This is a genomic window from Bradyrhizobium sp. UFLA06-06 (assembly GCF_054820065.1).
On the sequence record NZ_JADFUD010000104.1, the window covers coordinates 1 to 16640 of the forward strand.

Below are 16640 nucleotides of genomic sequence, written 5' to 3' on the forward strand. Positions count from 1 at the left end.
CACCGGCAACTGGCGAAAGCAGCCGGACCAGTAAAGCCTCGCGACCTACGGTCACCGCGCCAGTCGTCGACTCTACCCGGCATTGCAGCGGATAGCCTCGGTCCGCCCACGTAGATTGCATCGACGCCACCATCTGGCGGTGACAGCAGCGAGTCCATGCCGGGGCCTTGCTAATTTGGTTGGTAGCTACTGAGAAGGAATTTGGTTTCCGATTCGCGCTGCTTCGGATCGCCTGGGCGACAAGATGTCGGGCATCGTACGGAATCCCGAGCAGAGTAAGGATTCCCGAATTGAACGAGGCTTTGCCCGCCGTCGCGACGTGCGTTCCTTTTTTTGAGCTTCCGATATCAACATCGAACATTCCCTGGTTGTCACGGCTTAGCTGTCTGTTGTGCATCTATGCGGAGATGCAACGATTTGTGTGCGGTCAACTACCAACGCTAGTGATTGATCTGGATGACAGACACATGCCATGTGTCGGTTGATGAACATTGGGCCGGTCAAACGCACTTGCAAGGAGACGGCATGCAAGATCAGTCGAGAACAATCTGTTCGTCGACCGTCCTAATCGATGCGCCGACTCCTCACTTGACGAATGCCGCACGCTCGTGATGCCGGCATCTGCACGATCACCTGGACGAACAACTCCATGCAAGCTGCAATACCGGCAACTTGTGACAAGTCTGCGGTCGCATTAGCGGCTGAGGTAGGCGCCGGCACTAGCTGGCCAATTATCGGCTATTCGATGAGCACAATCAAATCGACGTCAGTGACGCACGGCAGCGTAACGCTTGGTCGGCTCATGGGATGTCCGTGGCGCGAGATAGCGTCGAGGAACATACAGATCCGCGCCTTCTCGGGCGCTACTACGCCGAATGTTTGCGTGCGAAGAAAACACGTCAGTGATCGACCCGGCATTTTCAATCCAACCTCCAGGGTATCATGATGACGATCCAATGCACACCGGCGTCTGAGACCGTCGGGTCGGCCCTGCAGGTAGAAGACCTCCGGCGTCAAATCCATCAGCTGGTCGAACACCACTGCGCGCTGACTCACGGCTGGAAACTCTCTGCCGCGAATTATTCGTCGGCGCCTGTCTCCGGTCGCGTCTTCGACAACACCAATGTGCATCAGGCGGATGCTGCGGTCGAATTCTGGCTCACCGCGGGTCACTTCAACAGCGAGTTTCAGGCCAAGCTCGCACAGCGCGTTGCGCTCGCAGTCCACTCCGGTTCGTCGACAAATCTAGTTGTCTTTTCAGCTCTGACCTCCCCCCTGCTCGGGGAGCGCATATTGCAGCCCGGCAGCCAAAGTCACGGCAGCAACCGGATTTCCAACGACCGGCAATCCCACCATGCTGTGGGCGATGGCGCAGTCCTCATCGATATCGACATTCCCACTTGCAACGTTACACCCGAGTTCGTCGAGGCGCCGATCACGCCGCAAACGCAGCTATCATGGCGGCTCACGCACTTGGGAATCCGTTCAATGCTGCGAGGATTGCCGAGGTTGCCAAGCGGCATAACCTCTTTCTCATCGAAGACTGCTGCAGCGCGCTTGGCGCAACGCTCAACGGCTGGCATGTGGGGGACGTTTGGGGAGATCGGCACCCTGAGCCTCTATCCCGCACAGCACATCACGATGGGCGACGGCGGCCTTTGCCAGCCATCCCGGATTGGGGAGGCGATGGAGACTTTTCGCGATGGGGCCGCGACTGCCCCGTTTCTGAGAGAGAAACGAGCTCGCGCATAAAGTCGTGCAGCGTTTAATAGTAGCATTGGAGAGCAACATGGTGTTGCGCATCGGGTCCCTCGCTCCTCCGATCAAAGTGGAGAGCTGGCTGCGCGGCCAGCCCCTCTCGAGCTTCCAGCGCGGGAAAGTATACATCATCGAATTTTGGGCAACTTGGTGCAAGCCATGTATGGCGGCGATGCCTCATCTGGTACAGCTGCAAGAGAAACACAAAGACAGCGGACTTCATGTTGTCGGAGTCGCAGCCCATGAACGCGCTCGAACGGCGGACGAGGCCCGAACCAAGTTGGACTCGTGGTTGGCAAAAAATTTCTCGAATCCAAACTATCGAATCGCGTTCGACTACACGGGAGAAATGAACAAACTTTGGATGGAACCCAGTTTTTCTTTCGGGGTTCCTACCTCGTTCCTCGTCGACCGGGATGGCTACATTGCCTACATCGGTCATTCGATGCAAATCGATGACGTTTTGCTAAAAGTTCTCAACGGCGTCCGGCGCACCAGCGATGATGCTAAAGCCTCCGATATGGAGGTTCCCCGCGATAAACCGTTGGTGGTAGATCTAGACGGATCTTTGCTGCTAACGGATGTGCTATATGAGTGTCTTTTAAACGTCTTACCTGGTGGGTTCCACGCGAATTTTGCAGCGGTCCGAGCTCTGGCCAACGGCAAAGCGGCCGTAAAGCACCACCTTGCCCAGGTGTCCGAACTGGATTACGCGACTCTCCCTTACAACTCCTGCGTTATGGATTTCATCCATGCAGCCAAAAAGCGGGGCAGGAAAGTTTACCTTGCTACTGCAGCCAACGCGAAGCACGCAAAGGGCATCGCAGATCACTTGGGCATCTTCGATGGTTGGTTTGCCTCTGACGCAAAAACGAACTTGTCAGGATCTTTGAAGGCCGAGATACTCACAGCTACCTTCGGTGAGAGCGGATTTGATTACATCGGCAACGGTCCCTCAGATTTTCATGTGTGGAAGATTGCCGATAAAGCCTACGGCGTCAGCCTTTCCAAGGCGGTAAAGAGTCGGCTCGTTGCGCTCAAGGGTAGCTACGTCGCATTAGATGACGGGAATGCCGGCGGGCGGGGATGGTTCAAGGCCCTTCGGGTCCACCAATATGTCAAGAATGTCCTTGTTTTTGTACCATTGGCGACCTCGCATCAACTTACGCTGGCTAACATCATAACAGATGTGATCGCCTTTCTAGCTTTTTGCGCTTGCGCGTCTGCCGTCTATATTCTCAACGATCTATTAGATCTTAAATCTGATCGCGCGCACTCTAGCAAGCGTGCGCGCCCCTTTGCGAGTGGTCTCCTCCAACTTCGGACCGGCTTGCTCATGATTCCGGCGTTCCTCCTATTTTCTCTGATGCTGGCAACCACAATCTCACTTGAGTTTGTCGGGGTATTGGTTGGCTATTTCGTCCTAACAAGTGCTTATTCTGTCTATTTGAAGCGCAAGATGGTTGTGGACGTCGTTGTGCTGGCTATGCTCTACACGGCGCGCATTGTTGCAGGGGGCGCGGCAACTGGAATTCAAATTTCGGAGTGGCTTTTCATCTTCTCTATGTTCATCTTTACATCGCTGGCGCTAATCAAACGCTACGTTGAACTATCGACGAGACTCGACCGCGGCCTCCCAAATCGTTCAGACCGTGACTACGGGATTGGCGACGTTGATGTCGTTACCGCTCTAGCTGCTGCGTCTGGCCTGAACGCTATCACGATCTTTGCACTCTATGTTACATCGCCCGATGTGCAGATACTCTATCGACATCCGCAGGCACTATGGCTCATCTGTCCAATTCTTCTCTATTGGATAGGGAGGGTGCTCATGATGGCGCACCGGCGTCTAATGGACGACGACCCCATTGTCTTTGCATTGAGGGACCGTATCAGCGCAATTGCTCTCGCCTCGATCGCTGTCGTAATCATAATCGCCATTTGAACTTACCGCACATACCGTGGTCCAACCCCTTCCCGATATCTTGCCGGCTTATCCCACTGCAGGAGTTCTCCAGCGGTTTATGATCCGGCATCGGCCAGACGTCTGCCCGCCTTGGCCGCTCTATGAACACATACCTCAAGGCGCCTCTGTCCTTGATATTGGCTGCGGAATGGGGACGCATCTGATTACACTCGCCGCGCTCGGTCGGATCTCGAGCGGCTACGGAGCCGATGTTAGTTCGAAAGCTGTTGCGCAAGCCGCGCTGGCGGCAAAAAATTACCCGCAGTCTGACCTGACATTTCAGGTCATGGACTCGATCGACGACCTCCCCCAAAAGCAGTTCGATGTGGCGATGATGATCGATGTCATGCACCATGTTCCGCCCGAATACCGCACTGCCACTTTCGCAGGATGCGTCAAACGAATCAAATCGCGTGGTTTTTTCATTTACAAGGATATGGCGGACGAGCCGTTCTTAAATGCCTTTCTCAACCGGCTGCATGACATAGTCATCGCAAGGGAAATGATCCGTTATCTGCCGCTCGAAGCCGCGCTGGATTGGGGTGCAAACTTCGACCTGCAATTGATCCTTCGCTCCCAGTACACGAAATTGTTTTATAGGCACGAGCTTTTGGTATTCCGAAAACCCTAGAACGTTCGAAGCGCTGCCACCGAGGGCGTGCCAGTAATTGAGACTGCGGAGTGTCCCGATCGTCGTGGAACGTCTTAAAAATTTCGCCCATCAACTGCGACGACAGCGCGTCGATCGCATTTGCCTTCGGGCGGTCGAGCGCAACTTCGAGAATCCCGCTTTCGCGGCGAGCGGTCACAACATCAGACATTTTCCATGCTCCTAAACGCGATCCTTACGAGGATGTTCTCGCTCCCCTCTACATTCACGATCCGCAAATTTCGACGTCGGCCTTGGGATGCTCTCCTCGGCCTGCGCCCGTGATTCGTTTCCTTTGATATGAACGTTGGTCACGGGCCTCCACCCTCAACTACTTGCCTGCTTGCGAACGCAGCGCTTTTTCCCACTGGAGGAACGAACTGCCGGCGCCGTAGTTCTCGCCCTGAAGCGCCTGCAGGATGGCCACGAGACACTCGTCGCGCTTCTTTTCAACCTGGGCGCTGGTCGATTTGTCGCTGCGCGCACCCGACTGCGCTGAGAGCTTATCGATGAATGCCTTGTCGTGCTCGGGAGCGGGAAAGTTCGTCCACTGTGAGCGCACATCGGGTCCCCATTTCTCGAGGGATTGGCGCATGGCGGCCCCGCCCCCGCCCATGTGGAAAGGCCCTCTGATGGCGAGTCGCAGCCCAAAAGAATATCGGATCGCGTCGTCCACATCCTCCACAGTGGCCACATCGTCGTGCACTAGCCACAGGCCCTCGCGCCAGATCGCTTCTTGGATGCGGTTCGCGATGAAGCCCCCGATCTCTTTACGCAGGACGAGTGCGTGCATGCCCACGGCTCGGAAGATCTCCGCCGCGCGCTCCAGGACGCTCGACGGCACGCGAGGCCCGCCGCACAGTTCGACCAGCGGCAGGAGGTACACAGGATTGAACGGATGCGCGACGATCAGACGCTCGGGATGCTCCACGCCTTCCTGCAGCGCAGACGGCATGAATCCCGAGGTCGACGAGCAGATCAGGGTCTTCGGTGCAGCGGCCTTGCTGGCCTTGGGGAGCAATTTCTGCTTCAGATCCAGCCGCTCCGGCGCAGATTCCTGCACGAGATCCACGTCGCAAACGGCCTCCTCGACCGTGTCCACCATCGTCAGATTTCCCTGAGCCGGTAACGAAAGGCCCATTTGCTCGTAAGCCCGCCGCGCGCTGTCGACGACCTTGCGCACAGCTTCGGCCGAGCCCGGAGCTGGGTCGTACAGTTTGACATCCACTCCGCTAAGGAGAAAACGTGCTGCCCAACCGCCGCCGATGATCCCGCCGCCCAAAAGGGCGACGGCTCGGGGCAGATAACCTGACGCGGAGATGGATTTCTTGGACATGATCTTTGATTCCTTGTTCGCTTCGACGAATGTTCGCGAGCCGTGAGTTCTTTTCCGCGGTCCAAATTGCGAGTTCAAGAACAGCTTGCGCCGTGTGAAGGTCATGGGAGCGCCTCCCGACTCGGCAACAGCAAACGACCACGTGATGGACACTCCAGTGTCCTTGAGCTACAGGCCCGGCATCATGTGGAAGACCATCCCCGACTCGCCGCACCGTCTTGTCGCCTGCAGTCGCCGTGCGCGCCCCGACCGGCGGCGGTACCCCGTTGAACAGCTGATCGCGGCGAAGCCCATCGCGATCGTCCCAAGCGTGCATTGATCAACCCGCCCGGCCTAGTCGTGCGGCGTGGTGCCGGGAAAGGCGGGCACCGCTGCGGCGAACTCGTCATGCCATGCATGCAGGCGCGGCTGTTTTTCGCGCCAGCTGCCGTCGAAGCGGCAATCCCGATAGCCGAGGAGGCATGCGAGCGAAATCTGGCCGACATCCGGCATGCCCGACACGCCTGGCGGCGCGCTTTCGACTGCCGCGAGAACGCGTTTGACCTTTTCGGCCTGACGCTCAACGTAGCGGGCGGAGTGTTGCTCAGGAGGCCAGTAGATGCCCTCCGCCCTGATGAGCAGGCAGGCATCAAGCGCTCCGTCGCACATAGCTTCGAGCGTCAAGGTCTTGATGTGCGCCTCGGGCTCGCGCGGGATGATGCGTCCGCCGCCGGCAAGATGATCGAGATATTCCATGATGACGGGCGAGTCGTAGACGGCAATGCCGTCGTCGCGCACAAGAACCGGAACCTTGCCGAGCGGATTGGCTCGCAGCAACGGGTCGGCGGCGTCGTACAGATCAGGTTCGCGCGTTTCGACGCAGTCGGCCAGACCTAGCAACTGGAGGGCCATGCGTACCTTGCGCGAGTATGGCGAGGAAGCGTACGAGTGCAGAACCATCATGCTGAGTGCTTGGTCATTTCGATTCTAGGGTTTAGGTCGGCACACCGGATCAGCCCTTCCTGGGCCGCCGAAGCGACGAGACGGCCGTCCTTGGTGAAGAACCGGCCGCGTGTAAAGGCGCGGGCACCGCTCAACGATGGGCTGTCAATCACGCAGAGGAGCCACTCGTCCATCCGGAATGGCCGGTGGAACCAGACGGCATGGTCCAGGCTGGTGGACTGCATGCCGGGTGTGACCCAGGTCAGGGCATGCGGCCGAAGGGCCACCGACAAAATGCTCATGTCCGACACATAGGCGAGCAGGGCGCGATGCAGAACCGGCCGATCTGGAAGCGTGCCCAAGGCGCGATACCAAATGCCGTGCAGCGGCGGCTTTGCTTCGGGATTCAGGAGGTCGACTGGATCGACAGGGCGAATTTCGATGGCGCGCTCAAACGACAACTGTGTGCGAGCCGCGTCCGGCCTCCTGTCGAGGTGCGTGCGAGCGATCTGCGCCTGGGAAAGGAAGCCTTCTGGGCCCGCCGTCGGCGGCATGGGGTCCTGGTGCTCGAACCCTGCTTCTTGACACTGGAACGAGGCTGTCAAAGTGAAGACGATGCGGCCGTCCTGCAAAGCGTTCACACGCCGGGTTGCGAAGCTCTTGCCGTCGCGCATCCGCTCGACCTCGTAGGTGACCGGCAAGCGTTCATCGCCCGGCTCCAGGAAATAGCCGTGCAGCGAATGGGCCGCCTGGTCCTCGCGAACCGTCCGTTCGGCAGACGCCAGCGCCTGTCCAACGAACTGTCCGCCGAAGATGTAGCCCCAACCAAGGTCGAGGCTGCATCCACGGAACCGGTTCGCTTCGATGGGTTCGGGCTCGAGGATGTCGAGTACTTCTCTCAACAACACCGCGTCGCTGTTCATTCCAAGCAGTCCTTAGCGAATCAGCATCAACATGCAAAGGCTGCTCCTGCCGAACGCGATCATCCGGTGCCAGGCGAGTCCAGCTGCCACCAGATCGTGGTCCGGGTGCTTCTCGTTCATGAAGCAATGCTCGGCGTCATAGCGCAACACGTCAGGGGATTTGCAGGTCGCCTTCATCGATTTTTCGAAGGCTAGCTGATGGTCGATCCCATGTCGCGCTTATCCTTGTGGTACGCGCGCCGGCCTTCGAAGCTATATCTGTCGACCACGAGTCGCCCCTCCATAGAAGTTCATTGCCAAATTCCTTCTGTGCGATCGCCATAGGCCGCGTTGCCGTCATGTGGCTCGAGACGCGCTGGCAGCTGCGGCTGTCGTGAATTTCAAGAACGGTTGCCTCTTCGTCTCCCGGATTCCTTCCGGTCTGCGTAAGTGAAAAATACTTGTTGCGAGGGGCCGTCTGGAAATCTTTCTGTCCCTTTGGGCGCGAGCCCAGCCATGATAGGGAAGCTCAAAGTCGCATTTCCGAAATCTGGCCGTCCGTTTAGCCGAAATCGCGCGTTGAGCTGCTCGCGCCCGAAGAATTCATGCAATCGAGCGGATAATGATTCTGATCCCGCTTTTCGGCAACGCATTGCGACGCTCGACCGTGTCCCCTGAGTTGGCATGTCCGCCGCCTCAGGCGAGTTTGGTATTTCCCGATTCGGCCAGCACGCCTGCGGGAACGTTCGAAGCGCGAACGAGGAGTGGTCGGGGACGAAGATGCGTAGCAGGAGATCACGTCTGAAGCTGCGAGTCAGCCGCGAAAAGCTTTGCCGAAGGCCGCGGTTAATTTCAGCGTATCCGTAGAGTCCGTTATCGCGCCCCCGCGTTGCCGACCTGCTGGCGATCGACGATGGCACCCATCCGAGGCCTTATTTCCGGCCGGAGTCCGGCACGCAGACGCGGCGCCTTGCAGGCGCCCGCGTCGATGCGCGTGATCCGCTCTCACACTCGACGGCAGTAGCGCGCGCATCACAGAACTTCCAGAAGCCCTGCAGCGCCCATGCCGCCTCCAATGCACATTGTCACGACGACATAGCGGGCGCCACGCCTTTTGCCCTCGAGCAGCGCATGGCCGACCATGCGAGCGCCCGACATGCCGTAAGGATGTCCGATCGAGATAGCCCCACCATTTACGTTGAGACGTTCGTCGGGAATTCCGAGCTGGTCCTGGCAGTAGAGCACCTGAACGGCAAAGGCTTCATTGAGCTCCCACAAGCCGATATCGTTGGAGGAGAGGCCAAACTGGCGCAGCAACTTGGGAACGGCAAATACGGGTCCGATGCCCATTTCATCCGGCTCGGTCCCCGCGACGGCCATGCCGACATAGCGTCCCAATGGAGCGATGCTACGCTTAGCGGCCACTTCTGCTTCCATTATGACACAGGCTGACGCGCCGTCGGAGAGTTGGGACGCATTGCCGGCGGTAATAAAGCCGTCCTCCACAACGGGCTTGAGCGATGCCAGCGCTTCGAACGTAGTTCCTGGCCTATTACCCTCGTCCTTCGTAAGGGACACTTCCTTGTTGGAGATCGTGCCAGTCGCTTTGTCGGCGACAGCCATTGTGGCCGTAACCGGAATGATCTCGCCCTCAAAGGCACCGGCTTCCTGCGCCTTCGCGGTCAGCTGCTGCGATCGCAGCGCGTAGGCGTCCTGACGCTCCCGGGAGATGCCATAACGTTTTGCCACCACCTCGGCCGTCTGTATCATTGGCATGTGAATGTCGGGATGCATCGCGAGCAGTTCGGGGTCGGATCCGAAGCGGGCATCCTCAGTCTCCACCATGGAAATGGATTCTACGCCGCCGGCGACAACGACATCCATACGATCGACCATCACCTGTTTGGCAGCGGTCGCGATTGCCATCAGCCCAGAGGAGCACTGACGGTCGATTGTCATGCCTGAAACAGATACGGGCAGGCCTGCGCGCAGGGCCGCTGTTCGACCAACGGACTGTTGCACACCTTGTGGAAGTGCCGAGCCCAGAATCAAATCATCGATTTCGACAGGATCGATGCCCGAGCGCTCGACCGCGGCTCGGATTGCCTGCGCAGCGAGCGTGGGGGAGGGCGTGATGTTGAAAGCCCCCTTGTATGCTCGCCCTATTGGAGTGCGGGCTGTTGAAACAATGACCGCTTCGCGCATTGGAAAACTCCTGTCGATCGTGTTTGGTGTACAAGGGGATGGACATGGACGTTCAATAATGCTGGCGTTTTCAGGTGCGAGTCGCGCTAGTCGCGGTCAAACTAGTAGTCTTGCCGAGGCGTTCAACGTGGCCTCGACCCATCGCTGATCTTCGAAAGCCGGACCGTGCCGCCCAGAACAACGAACCGCCGGTGTAGGACAAGCTGCAGCAATATACCAAGACATCGGCGTCGGAGGCGCGCTGGCTGGGGGCTTTCTCGAGGATCAGTGTGCCCTCGCTCAACATTGAATATCCTTCAGCCATTTTCAGCTTTCAAACATCGGCCTCCTGCACCCGGCTGGGCACACCAACATTTGGAAGGGCCAGCGGATAAGATTCACGCTAACTCACCGCCGGTGAATAAAATCGCTGACTTCTGAGAACTCCACGCAGGGTTCTAGCGAAAATCGCGGGTTTAGCGCGCTTCACCGCGCAATTCGACTCCGACATCAGATGCTGATTAAGAGCATATGCCCACTCGAGCGGCATGCCAGCTGTTTGGATCGTGCAATGCCAAATCAGCAGGCATCCGGTCAGGCTGCCTGCCGCGGATGACCGGATTCCTCTCTAGCGCGCGGCCTGCGTTGGACTTTGACGGATTCACCGCGTGTTCGCACGAGGTCTACTTGCGTCAGCGCGCTATGCGACCTTGAGGGCAGGGACCGCGTGCAGGCCAATCCCCACGAGCTGTGGGCTGCGACAGCTCCGGTGATCGTCTCTCAAGGAGAGAGCAAGACGCGTCCACAGCCAGCTCACTCATCAGATCTCGATATTTAGCAAGGTTTGCTTTCCAATCGTGGTGTCCGAGCCCAACCGCTGGTGGAAGGCGGTAGAGGCTGGGCGTCAGATCTCGTCGACGATTTCAGACGGGTGGTCGGACTGAGGGTAGCATACATCCATCAGTGAAATGCTGAACGTCGACGGCATGATGGCGCTTGGGTCGTTCTGAGCAGCCGACTGGACCAGGGGACTTGAAGCAGCCCAGGGCAGGGTGAGTACAGTGCGGCTCGACGCATGGCCCCGTCGAAGGGGGCGATTTCGAATGCAGACCGGCGCGGCGGAGGCCATGCAATGTGTTGCGTACGAACCTGCAGCCGGGGGGTGGCATCGACCCAGCGTGACCAAAGGGAGCCTGATATCGGCGTCCTGCGTTGGGTTGGGCGCTCCCCATTTCAAGCGAGAAAAAACTGCGCCAAATTGAGGAAGAATGAAGAAATGCCGCGCCATCATTCTAATCCAACAGCCAATCGGCGCGGAATAGACGTATAGTTTTCAAGCTTGCAAGAACCAGAGGGGCTACCAAGGATGAGCGAGCCGAAACTCTTGGCTCGGGCGGCGTTCGCGATAATTTCCAAGCTGAGGTGGGCGCGATTTGAGGTCTCGAGCTACAAACCAACTAAAGTCGAGAGCATTGTGCTCACCGCTTTACGTATTCGGGTGCAGGGCTATCAGGCTCCCACGCCTGTAACGGTCGTTGATCAGCGCTCTCTCGAGCGCAACACGCGCATTGACATCGGCGCCGCGCTTCGCAAGCTGCCGTTATTCGCAGCATCACCAGCCAGCAGCGCCATGCCGGCCGCCGACATCTCGGACGAGGTGAACCGGGAAGTGTCGCGATCCTGAAGCTTCTCTCGTGTTGTGCCCTGCTGCGAAGCATCGGCCGCGCCAACGTCGCATTCGTCGCGGCAGACGGCGGTGCCGAGTTCAGACCGGAAACGACGAACACGCCGTCTTCGCTGCTGACTGAACGGCGCCTGCGGTGATCGATACTGGTCCCAAAGGTATCAAGAGCCGCAGCGGGAGGCGGATCATAGTGTGATGGGACGCCTCGCTCATGAGGCGGCCGGCCGTACAGGTGCCGTTGCAAATCGTGCTTATGGCAATCGCAGCCATAGAAGACAAGTCCTCGAACTTCTTATCGGGTTCAGATTCAGGAGGAAATTTCATGCCGATCTACTACCCCGACATACTGGAGCAGAAGACCAAGCCCCGCACCTTCACCTATCGTGACAAGGACGTGATGCTGTATGCGCTGGGGATCGGCATGGGCCGAGATCCCATGGACGAGCGCGAGCTCTCGTTCCTCGATGAGAAGAATCTCAAGGTCGTACCGACGGCCGCCACGGTGCTGGCATGGGGCATGGGACGGCGCACCGGTCCCGTGCTGGACCAGAAGCCGGGGCTCCGGACCAGCGAGCTGGATCTCCTGACGCTGGTACACGGAGAGCAGAAGGTGGAGCTACATAAGCCGCTGCCGTCGTTCGGGACGTTCACGGCCACCACCCGCACGATCGGCGCCTACGACAAGGGCAAGGATAAGGGCGCAATCGTCGTCGACGAGACCGTGTGGATCGACGAGCCGGGCGAGAAGGTCGTCACGCTCATCGGCACGACGTTTGCCCGCGGAGACGGCGGCTTCGGCGGGCCGTCGAAGGGCGGGCCCGAGCCGCACCCTGTGCCGACGCGCAGGCCAGACCTGTCGGTCCCATTCGACACCCGGCCAGACCAGGCGCTGCTCTATCGGTTGAACGGCGACCTCAATCCGCTGCATTCTGATCCCGATGTAGCCAAGCGGGCGGGTTACCCGCGACCGATCCTCCATGGCCTGTGCACCTTCGGCATCACCTGCCGCGCCGTGATACTGGAGTTCTGCGATCACGATCCCACGAGGATCCTGAGCCATCAGGCGCGCTTCTCAGCGCCCGTATTTCCCGGCGACACCATCACTGTAGATCTCTGGCGGGACGGCGCCGTGATCTCCTTCGAGGCCAGGGTGATCGAGCGCGGCGCGACCGTGATCAAGAACGGCAAGACCGTGCTGCGCAGCTAGGCGCGGCCGCTAATGATGCACAGGTCCAGCCCCTTGGCCATTTGACCGCGATCATCTTCGACATCGCGCAATGGGACGGCCCGTGCCGCGATCAGGAAAGAAGCCCCGGCCTTTGCCTGGCGTGCTGGCTCGACCTGCAGCCGCTGCTTGTTCCCCGAATCGCAGTAGTTCTGGCTGTAGCGGCAGGACTCGCTGGTCCATTTCCGCACAGTCCGGCGCTCGTCGTTCACACTGGATGCCGACGACGCCCTCAGGGGAGCAGCGCCGATTTTGGAGACACGCTCGGTGCTGCCTGGTGGATTTGCGCTGGGCGAACAAGGCATAGCGCTGCTCCCTGGACTGGTCGCAGGCGATGAAATGGAGAAAGGCTGAGTGTACCTAGCAGGCAAATCCGACATGCTAGTGCCCCTGCACAGTGATTTTGACCGGGTGGGTCAAATGGTCATATTAGCTCCGGCAGGCGTTTCGGATCAACGAGGACCTCGATGCTGCGAGGCGCCCTTGGCTGCCTTCTGATGAGGCCGGTGCGCTCGAGCGTAAGCACCATCTGGTGAACCGAAGGCGGGCTGACGCGAAAGTATTCCTGCATTTCGGTTTCGGCCGGAGGTCTGCGGTGCAGCCGCGTATAGAGGCGGATGAAGGCCAGATACTGCCCCTGCTTGGGCGTGAAGGTTGTTGATGGACGCCCACCGGCCATTCGATTCAGTTGTGCCTCGAACGAGGAGGCACGTATGAATGTACGCTATCCGGTCGAACTCAGGCAAATCGAGTGCAACTCAGGGCACTGCTCAGCGCGGCAAGCATGCGTCCCGAAAGCCCAAGCGCGCACAGGTCTTGCTGGCTGCCGATGCCGGGGCCGTCGACGAGGAGATCGCAAGGAGCGCCGGCGTGAGCGCTCGACCGTGTACCGGATCAAGCGACGCTTCGTGGAAGGCAATCTGGAGCGGGCGCTGAGCGACGAGCTGCGTCCCGGAGCGGAGCGCAAACTCACGGGCAAGGAAGAAGCTTTGCTGGTGGCGACGGCCTGCGCTGATCCCCGAGAGGGCCGTGCCCGCTGGACGCTAAAGCTGCTGGCAGGCGCCATGGTCAAGCTCACCGAACACAACAGCCTGTCGCACGAAACAGTCCGGCTGCGATTAGCCGAAAATGGCCTCAAGCCCTGGCGCAAAGACATGTGGTGAATTCCGCTGGTCGATGGCGGGCGTCGCCCGCATGGAGGACGTTCTCGACCTCTACGCCGAGGGGACCCGATGCCAGGCGGCCGGTGGTATGCTTCGACGAAAGCCCGGTGCAGCTCATCGGCGAGGTCCGTCGGCCCATCCCGGCCGAGCCATGCCGGCTCGAACGCTACGATTACCAGAATCGCCGCAATGGGCCAGTCAATCTCTTCATTGTTCTCGACGTGCATCGTCCCTGGCACAAGGTTAAAGTCACCCTCGGCGAGCCGGAGAAGACTATGCCCACTACATGCGCGATCTCGTCGACATCCATTCCGATGCCGAGATCATCCGAGTCGTCTAGTCTTACTGCGTCACAAACGATGATCTGTGTGGTGGTCGAACTTGATCGCACAACAAGGACATCTCGACAGCGTTCGGATGAGCCCATGTTCGAGCCGCCGTCGCATCGTCGCGATCGAATTTGGAATGTGACGTTGGGTCCGCAGCGGCAGATCCGCGGGGTCTGTAATCTGCGGGAACGCGATCGAGCGGGATCGGCCGGGCGCGCCGAGCGCCTGAGGGGGGAATCGTCTCCCGCTCGGAGATCAGGAATCCGTAGGCTGCAATGCACATCGTTGCGTGATGATGAAAGCCGCGCCAGCCGCGTCCCTCGAAGTGGCCGAGCCCGACCTCCTGCTTGAGTTCCTGATAGTCGCGTTCGATGCGCCAGCGCAATTTAGCCGTCTCAACGAGAGTCCGGAATGCCACATCATCCGGCAATGTCGAGAGCCAGTATTTGGTAGGCTGGTCCTCACCTTTCGGCCATTCGATCAGCAACCATTCCTCCAATCGCCGGGTGGTTTGCCAATAATCACGATGCGCGGCACGGACCCGCACGCGGGCAAAGCGCGAGGTCAGCTTTTCGTTCGTTCCTTGCCGCCACGTGATGGCGCGCCAAGCTTTGGCCGGCAGGCCGATCGCGAGCGCCTTGACGGCGGCCGGCTGATGCTGACGGTTGCGGCGCAACAGTTTCGGTGGACGGCCGCGGCCCGACCATGGCTTCGGCGGCAAGGGACCGGTGCCGGGCGCCCATACCGTTGTGCTCGACAGAGGACCCGCCACATAGGTCAATCCCAGCGCCGTGATCTCCGTGCGCAGGTCGCTGTTGTTGCCATAGCCCGCGTCCATCAGCACGACACCGCGCGGAAGGCGGCTCGCACAGGCCCATCGCAACTGCTCCAGCGCGATCTCCGGCTTGGTTCGGAAGCCGACTTCGGCAGGAATGCCCACTTTGCGCCGCCGATCGCGGTCCGCAGTCCATTCCTTCGGAAGATAAAGGCGATAGGCGACAGGTAGGCTGGCGTGGTGGTTGGCAATCGACAGTGACACCGCCACCTGACAATTATCCTGCTTGCCGAGCTGCCCGCAATATTGCCGTGCCACTCCAACCGAATGTCGCCCCTGCTTGGGAAATCCGGTATCGTCGATGATCCAGGCTTCGATGGGGCCCTGGCGTTCAATCGCCGGCAGGACCATCTCGCGTACCTTGCCCAGCACCTTCTCATCCGACCAGGCGCCGCTGCCGACGAAATGCAGCAGCGATTGATGCTGGGCGGCCGTCCGTTCCGGAGCTGTCACCGCCGCCATCGGCTCCACACTCTTGCGACCGCCACAGGCCATCAGGCCGACGCAATAGTCGCGCAGCGGCGCCTTCCGATCAGCATGACCGATAACACTGGCAAGCCCTTCCAAATACGCCGCAAATCGCTTCTCGCTCGTCTTGGTGCCACGCCCGCTCATGTCGGCCTCATCGGCTGATGGTCCATGCTTCAACCATCACTGATTCTGGCCGGCGGTTTTGTGACTCAGTCAGACTAGCTAGGACAATTTATCGACCCGCTCCGCCGGCGCCCTGTATCAAGCGTTCCCGTCCACCGAGCCAGGCGGACCTTGCGACGGCTCGAACTCCACTACTCCTCCAAACACCCAAGCTGACTCAACATGGTCGAGATCGAGATCGGCGTCCTGCGCAGGCCGTGCCTGAATCGCAGGATCGACGATCACAAGCGACTGCGCCCCGAAATCGCCGCCTGGGAGCGCAGGCGAAACGCCGCTCACTCACGCATCAATTGGATGTTCACAATAGACAAGGCCCGCGCCAAAATGGAGCGCGCTTACCCCGCCACTTCCAAAGAGTCACAATTACTGTGCAAATGTACTGCGGTGATCGAGCGGACGTTGCGGACGACGCCGGCCGATGCGACGCACTGGTCGATCCGCTCGATGGCTGCGGAAACTGGCTTTTCCCACACCTCGATCCGCCGAATGTGGGCAGCACTCGGCTTGCAGCCCCACCGTAGTTAGACATTCAAGCTGTCGAGCGATCCGCTGTTCGTCGATAAGGTACGCGACATCGTCGGCTTTTACCTATCCCGCCGAACCGAGCCCTTGTCCTCAGCATCGATGAGAAAAGCCAGATTCAGGCGCTCGATCGCGAGCAACCGGTCTTGCCGATGATGCCCGGCATACCGGTGCGTCGTACGCACAGCTATGTGCGGCATGAAACGACCTCGCTGTTTGCCGCGCTCGATATCGTCTCGGGGTTCGTCATCGGCAAATGCTACAAGCGGCACCGGGCAGTCGAATTCTTGAAGTTTTTGATAGAGATCGATGCTCAAGTTCCTGAAGGTCTCAATGTCCATACCGTCATGGACAATCAATTACGCCACGCACAAAACACCCAGGATCAAAGGTGGCTCGCCCGTCGGCCGCATTATCATGTCCACTTCACGCCGACTTCCGCTTCATGGATCAATCAGGTCGAGCGCTGGTTCGCTGAACTTACCAAGAAAGCCTGTCTCTTATACACATCT

General features: G+C 59.3%; 14 protein-coding genes and 4 pseudogenes. 8 read left to right on the plus strand and 10 right to left on the minus strand.

The features are described from left to right. A partial coding sequence (locus tag IF803_RS40535; RefSeq protein ID WP_461195958.1) for a hypothetical protein occupies positions 1 to 361 on the minus strand: 361 nt, incomplete at its 3' end. Between the two features lie 581 nt (positions 362 to 942). Here IF803_RS40535 and IF803_RS40540 point away from each other — a divergent pair. From IF803_RS40540 to IF803_RS40550, 3 genes are all read left to right on the plus strand, one after another. Further along, positions 943 to 1752: a DegT/DnrJ/EryC1/StrS family aminotransferase gene (locus tag IF803_RS40540; RefSeq protein WP_461195959.1), complete on the plus strand. Its 810-nt coding sequence runs from the start codon at positions 943 to 945 to the stop codon at positions 1750 to 1752. A gap of 37 nt (positions 1753 to 1789) precedes the next feature. After that, positions 1790 to 3703, plus strand: coding sequence for a UbiA family prenyltransferase (locus IF803_RS40545; protein WP_461195960.1), 1914 nt, complete (start codon positions 1790 to 1792; stop codon positions 3701 to 3703). Positions 3704 to 3782: 79 nt separating this feature from the next. Next, the gene (locus IF803_RS40550) at positions 3783 to 4355 is read left to right on the plus strand and encodes a class I SAM-dependent methyltransferase (protein WP_461195961.1); all 573 of its coding nucleotides are present in this window, start codon (positions 3783 to 3785) and stop codon (positions 4353 to 4355) included. Between the two features lie 58 nt (positions 4356 to 4413). Here IF803_RS40550 and IF803_RS40555 read toward each other — a convergent pair. From IF803_RS40555 to IF803_RS40580, 6 genes and pseudogenes are all read right to left on the minus strand, one after another. Beyond that, positions 4414 to 4545: pseudogene (locus IF803_RS40555) on the minus strand (carnitinyl-CoA dehydratase); the annotation flags it as partial. A gap of 159 nt (positions 4546 to 4704) precedes the next feature. Then, the gene (locus IF803_RS40560) at positions 4705 to 5814 is read right to left on the minus strand and encodes a 3-hydroxyacyl-CoA dehydrogenase NAD-binding domain-containing protein (RefSeq protein ID WP_461195962.1); all 1110 of its coding nucleotides are present in this window, start codon (positions 5812 to 5814) and stop codon (positions 4705 to 4707) included. A gap of 228 nt (positions 5815 to 6042) precedes the next feature. Then, the gene (locus IF803_RS40565; protein WP_461195963.1) at positions 6043 to 6651 is read right to left on the minus strand and encodes a glutathione S-transferase family protein; all 609 of its coding nucleotides are present in this window, start codon (positions 6649 to 6651) and stop codon (positions 6043 to 6045) included. Next, complete coding sequence (locus IF803_RS40570) at positions 6648 to 7553, minus strand: acyl-CoA thioesterase domain-containing protein (protein WP_461195964.1); 906 nt, start codon at positions 7551 to 7553, stop codon at positions 6648 to 6650. The genes IF803_RS40565 and IF803_RS40570 overlap by 4 nt, the downstream gene beginning before the upstream one ends. A 12-nt stretch (positions 7554 to 7565) precedes the next feature. Beyond that, the gene (locus IF803_RS40575) at positions 7566 to 7730 is read right to left on the minus strand and encodes a hypothetical protein (RefSeq protein WP_461195965.1); all 165 of its coding nucleotides are present in this window, start codon (positions 7728 to 7730) and stop codon (positions 7566 to 7568) included. Positions 7731 to 8564: 834 nt separating this feature from the next. After that, complete coding sequence (locus tag IF803_RS40580) at positions 8565 to 9737, minus strand: acetyl-CoA C-acyltransferase (protein WP_461195966.1); 1173 nt, start codon at positions 9735 to 9737, stop codon at positions 8565 to 8567. A gap of 1345 nt (positions 9738 to 11082) precedes the next feature. On the opposite strand from IF803_RS40580, the gene IF803_RS40585 reads away from it, so the two are divergent. Further along, entirely contained in the window at positions 11083 to 11400 is a 318-nt protein-coding gene (locus IF803_RS40585; protein WP_461195967.1) for a hypothetical protein, read from the plus strand. 322 nt (positions 11401 to 11722) lie between these two features. Next, positions 11723 to 12607, plus strand: a complete 885-nt coding sequence (locus IF803_RS40590) for a MaoC/PaaZ C-terminal domain-containing protein (protein ID WP_461195968.1) — start codon at positions 11723 to 11725, stop codon at positions 12605 to 12607. Here IF803_RS40590 and IF803_RS40595 read toward each other — a convergent pair. Together IF803_RS40595 and IF803_RS40600 are read right to left on the minus strand one after the other, a co-directional pair. Next, on the minus strand, positions 12604 to 12837 hold the full coding sequence (locus IF803_RS40595; RefSeq protein ID WP_461195969.1) for a hypothetical protein: 234 nt from the start codon (positions 12835 to 12837) through the stop codon (positions 12604 to 12606). The genes IF803_RS40590 and IF803_RS40595 overlap by 4 nt on opposite strands. Positions 12838 to 13049: 212 nt before the next feature. Then, positions 13050 to 13304, minus strand: coding sequence for a LexA family protein (locus tag IF803_RS40600; protein WP_461195970.1), 255 nt, complete (start codon positions 13302 to 13304; stop codon positions 13050 to 13052). Between the two features lie 34 nt (positions 13305 to 13338). Here IF803_RS40600 and IF803_RS40605 point away from each other — a divergent pair. Next, positions 13339 to 14125: pseudogene (locus IF803_RS40605) on the plus strand (IS630 family transposase); the annotation flags it as partial. Positions 14126 to 14130: 5 nt separating this feature from the next. Here IF803_RS40605 and IF803_RS40610 read toward each other — a convergent pair. Continuing rightward, positions 14131 to 15567 (minus strand): IS701 family transposase, encoded by a 1437-nt coding sequence (locus tag IF803_RS40610; RefSeq protein ID WP_461195971.1) that lies wholly within the window; start codon positions 15565 to 15567, stop codon positions 14131 to 14133. Positions 15568 to 15649: 82 nt separating this feature from the next. Here IF803_RS40610 and IF803_RS40615 point away from each other — a divergent pair. Together IF803_RS40615 and IF803_RS40620 are read left to right on the plus strand one after the other, a co-directional pair. Next, positions 15650 to 15966: pseudogene (locus IF803_RS40615) on the plus strand (IS630 family transposase); the annotation flags it as partial. 21 nt (positions 15967 to 15987) lie between these two features. Then, a pseudogene (locus tag IF803_RS40620) lies at positions 15988 to 16640 on the plus strand (IS630 family transposase); the annotation flags it as partial.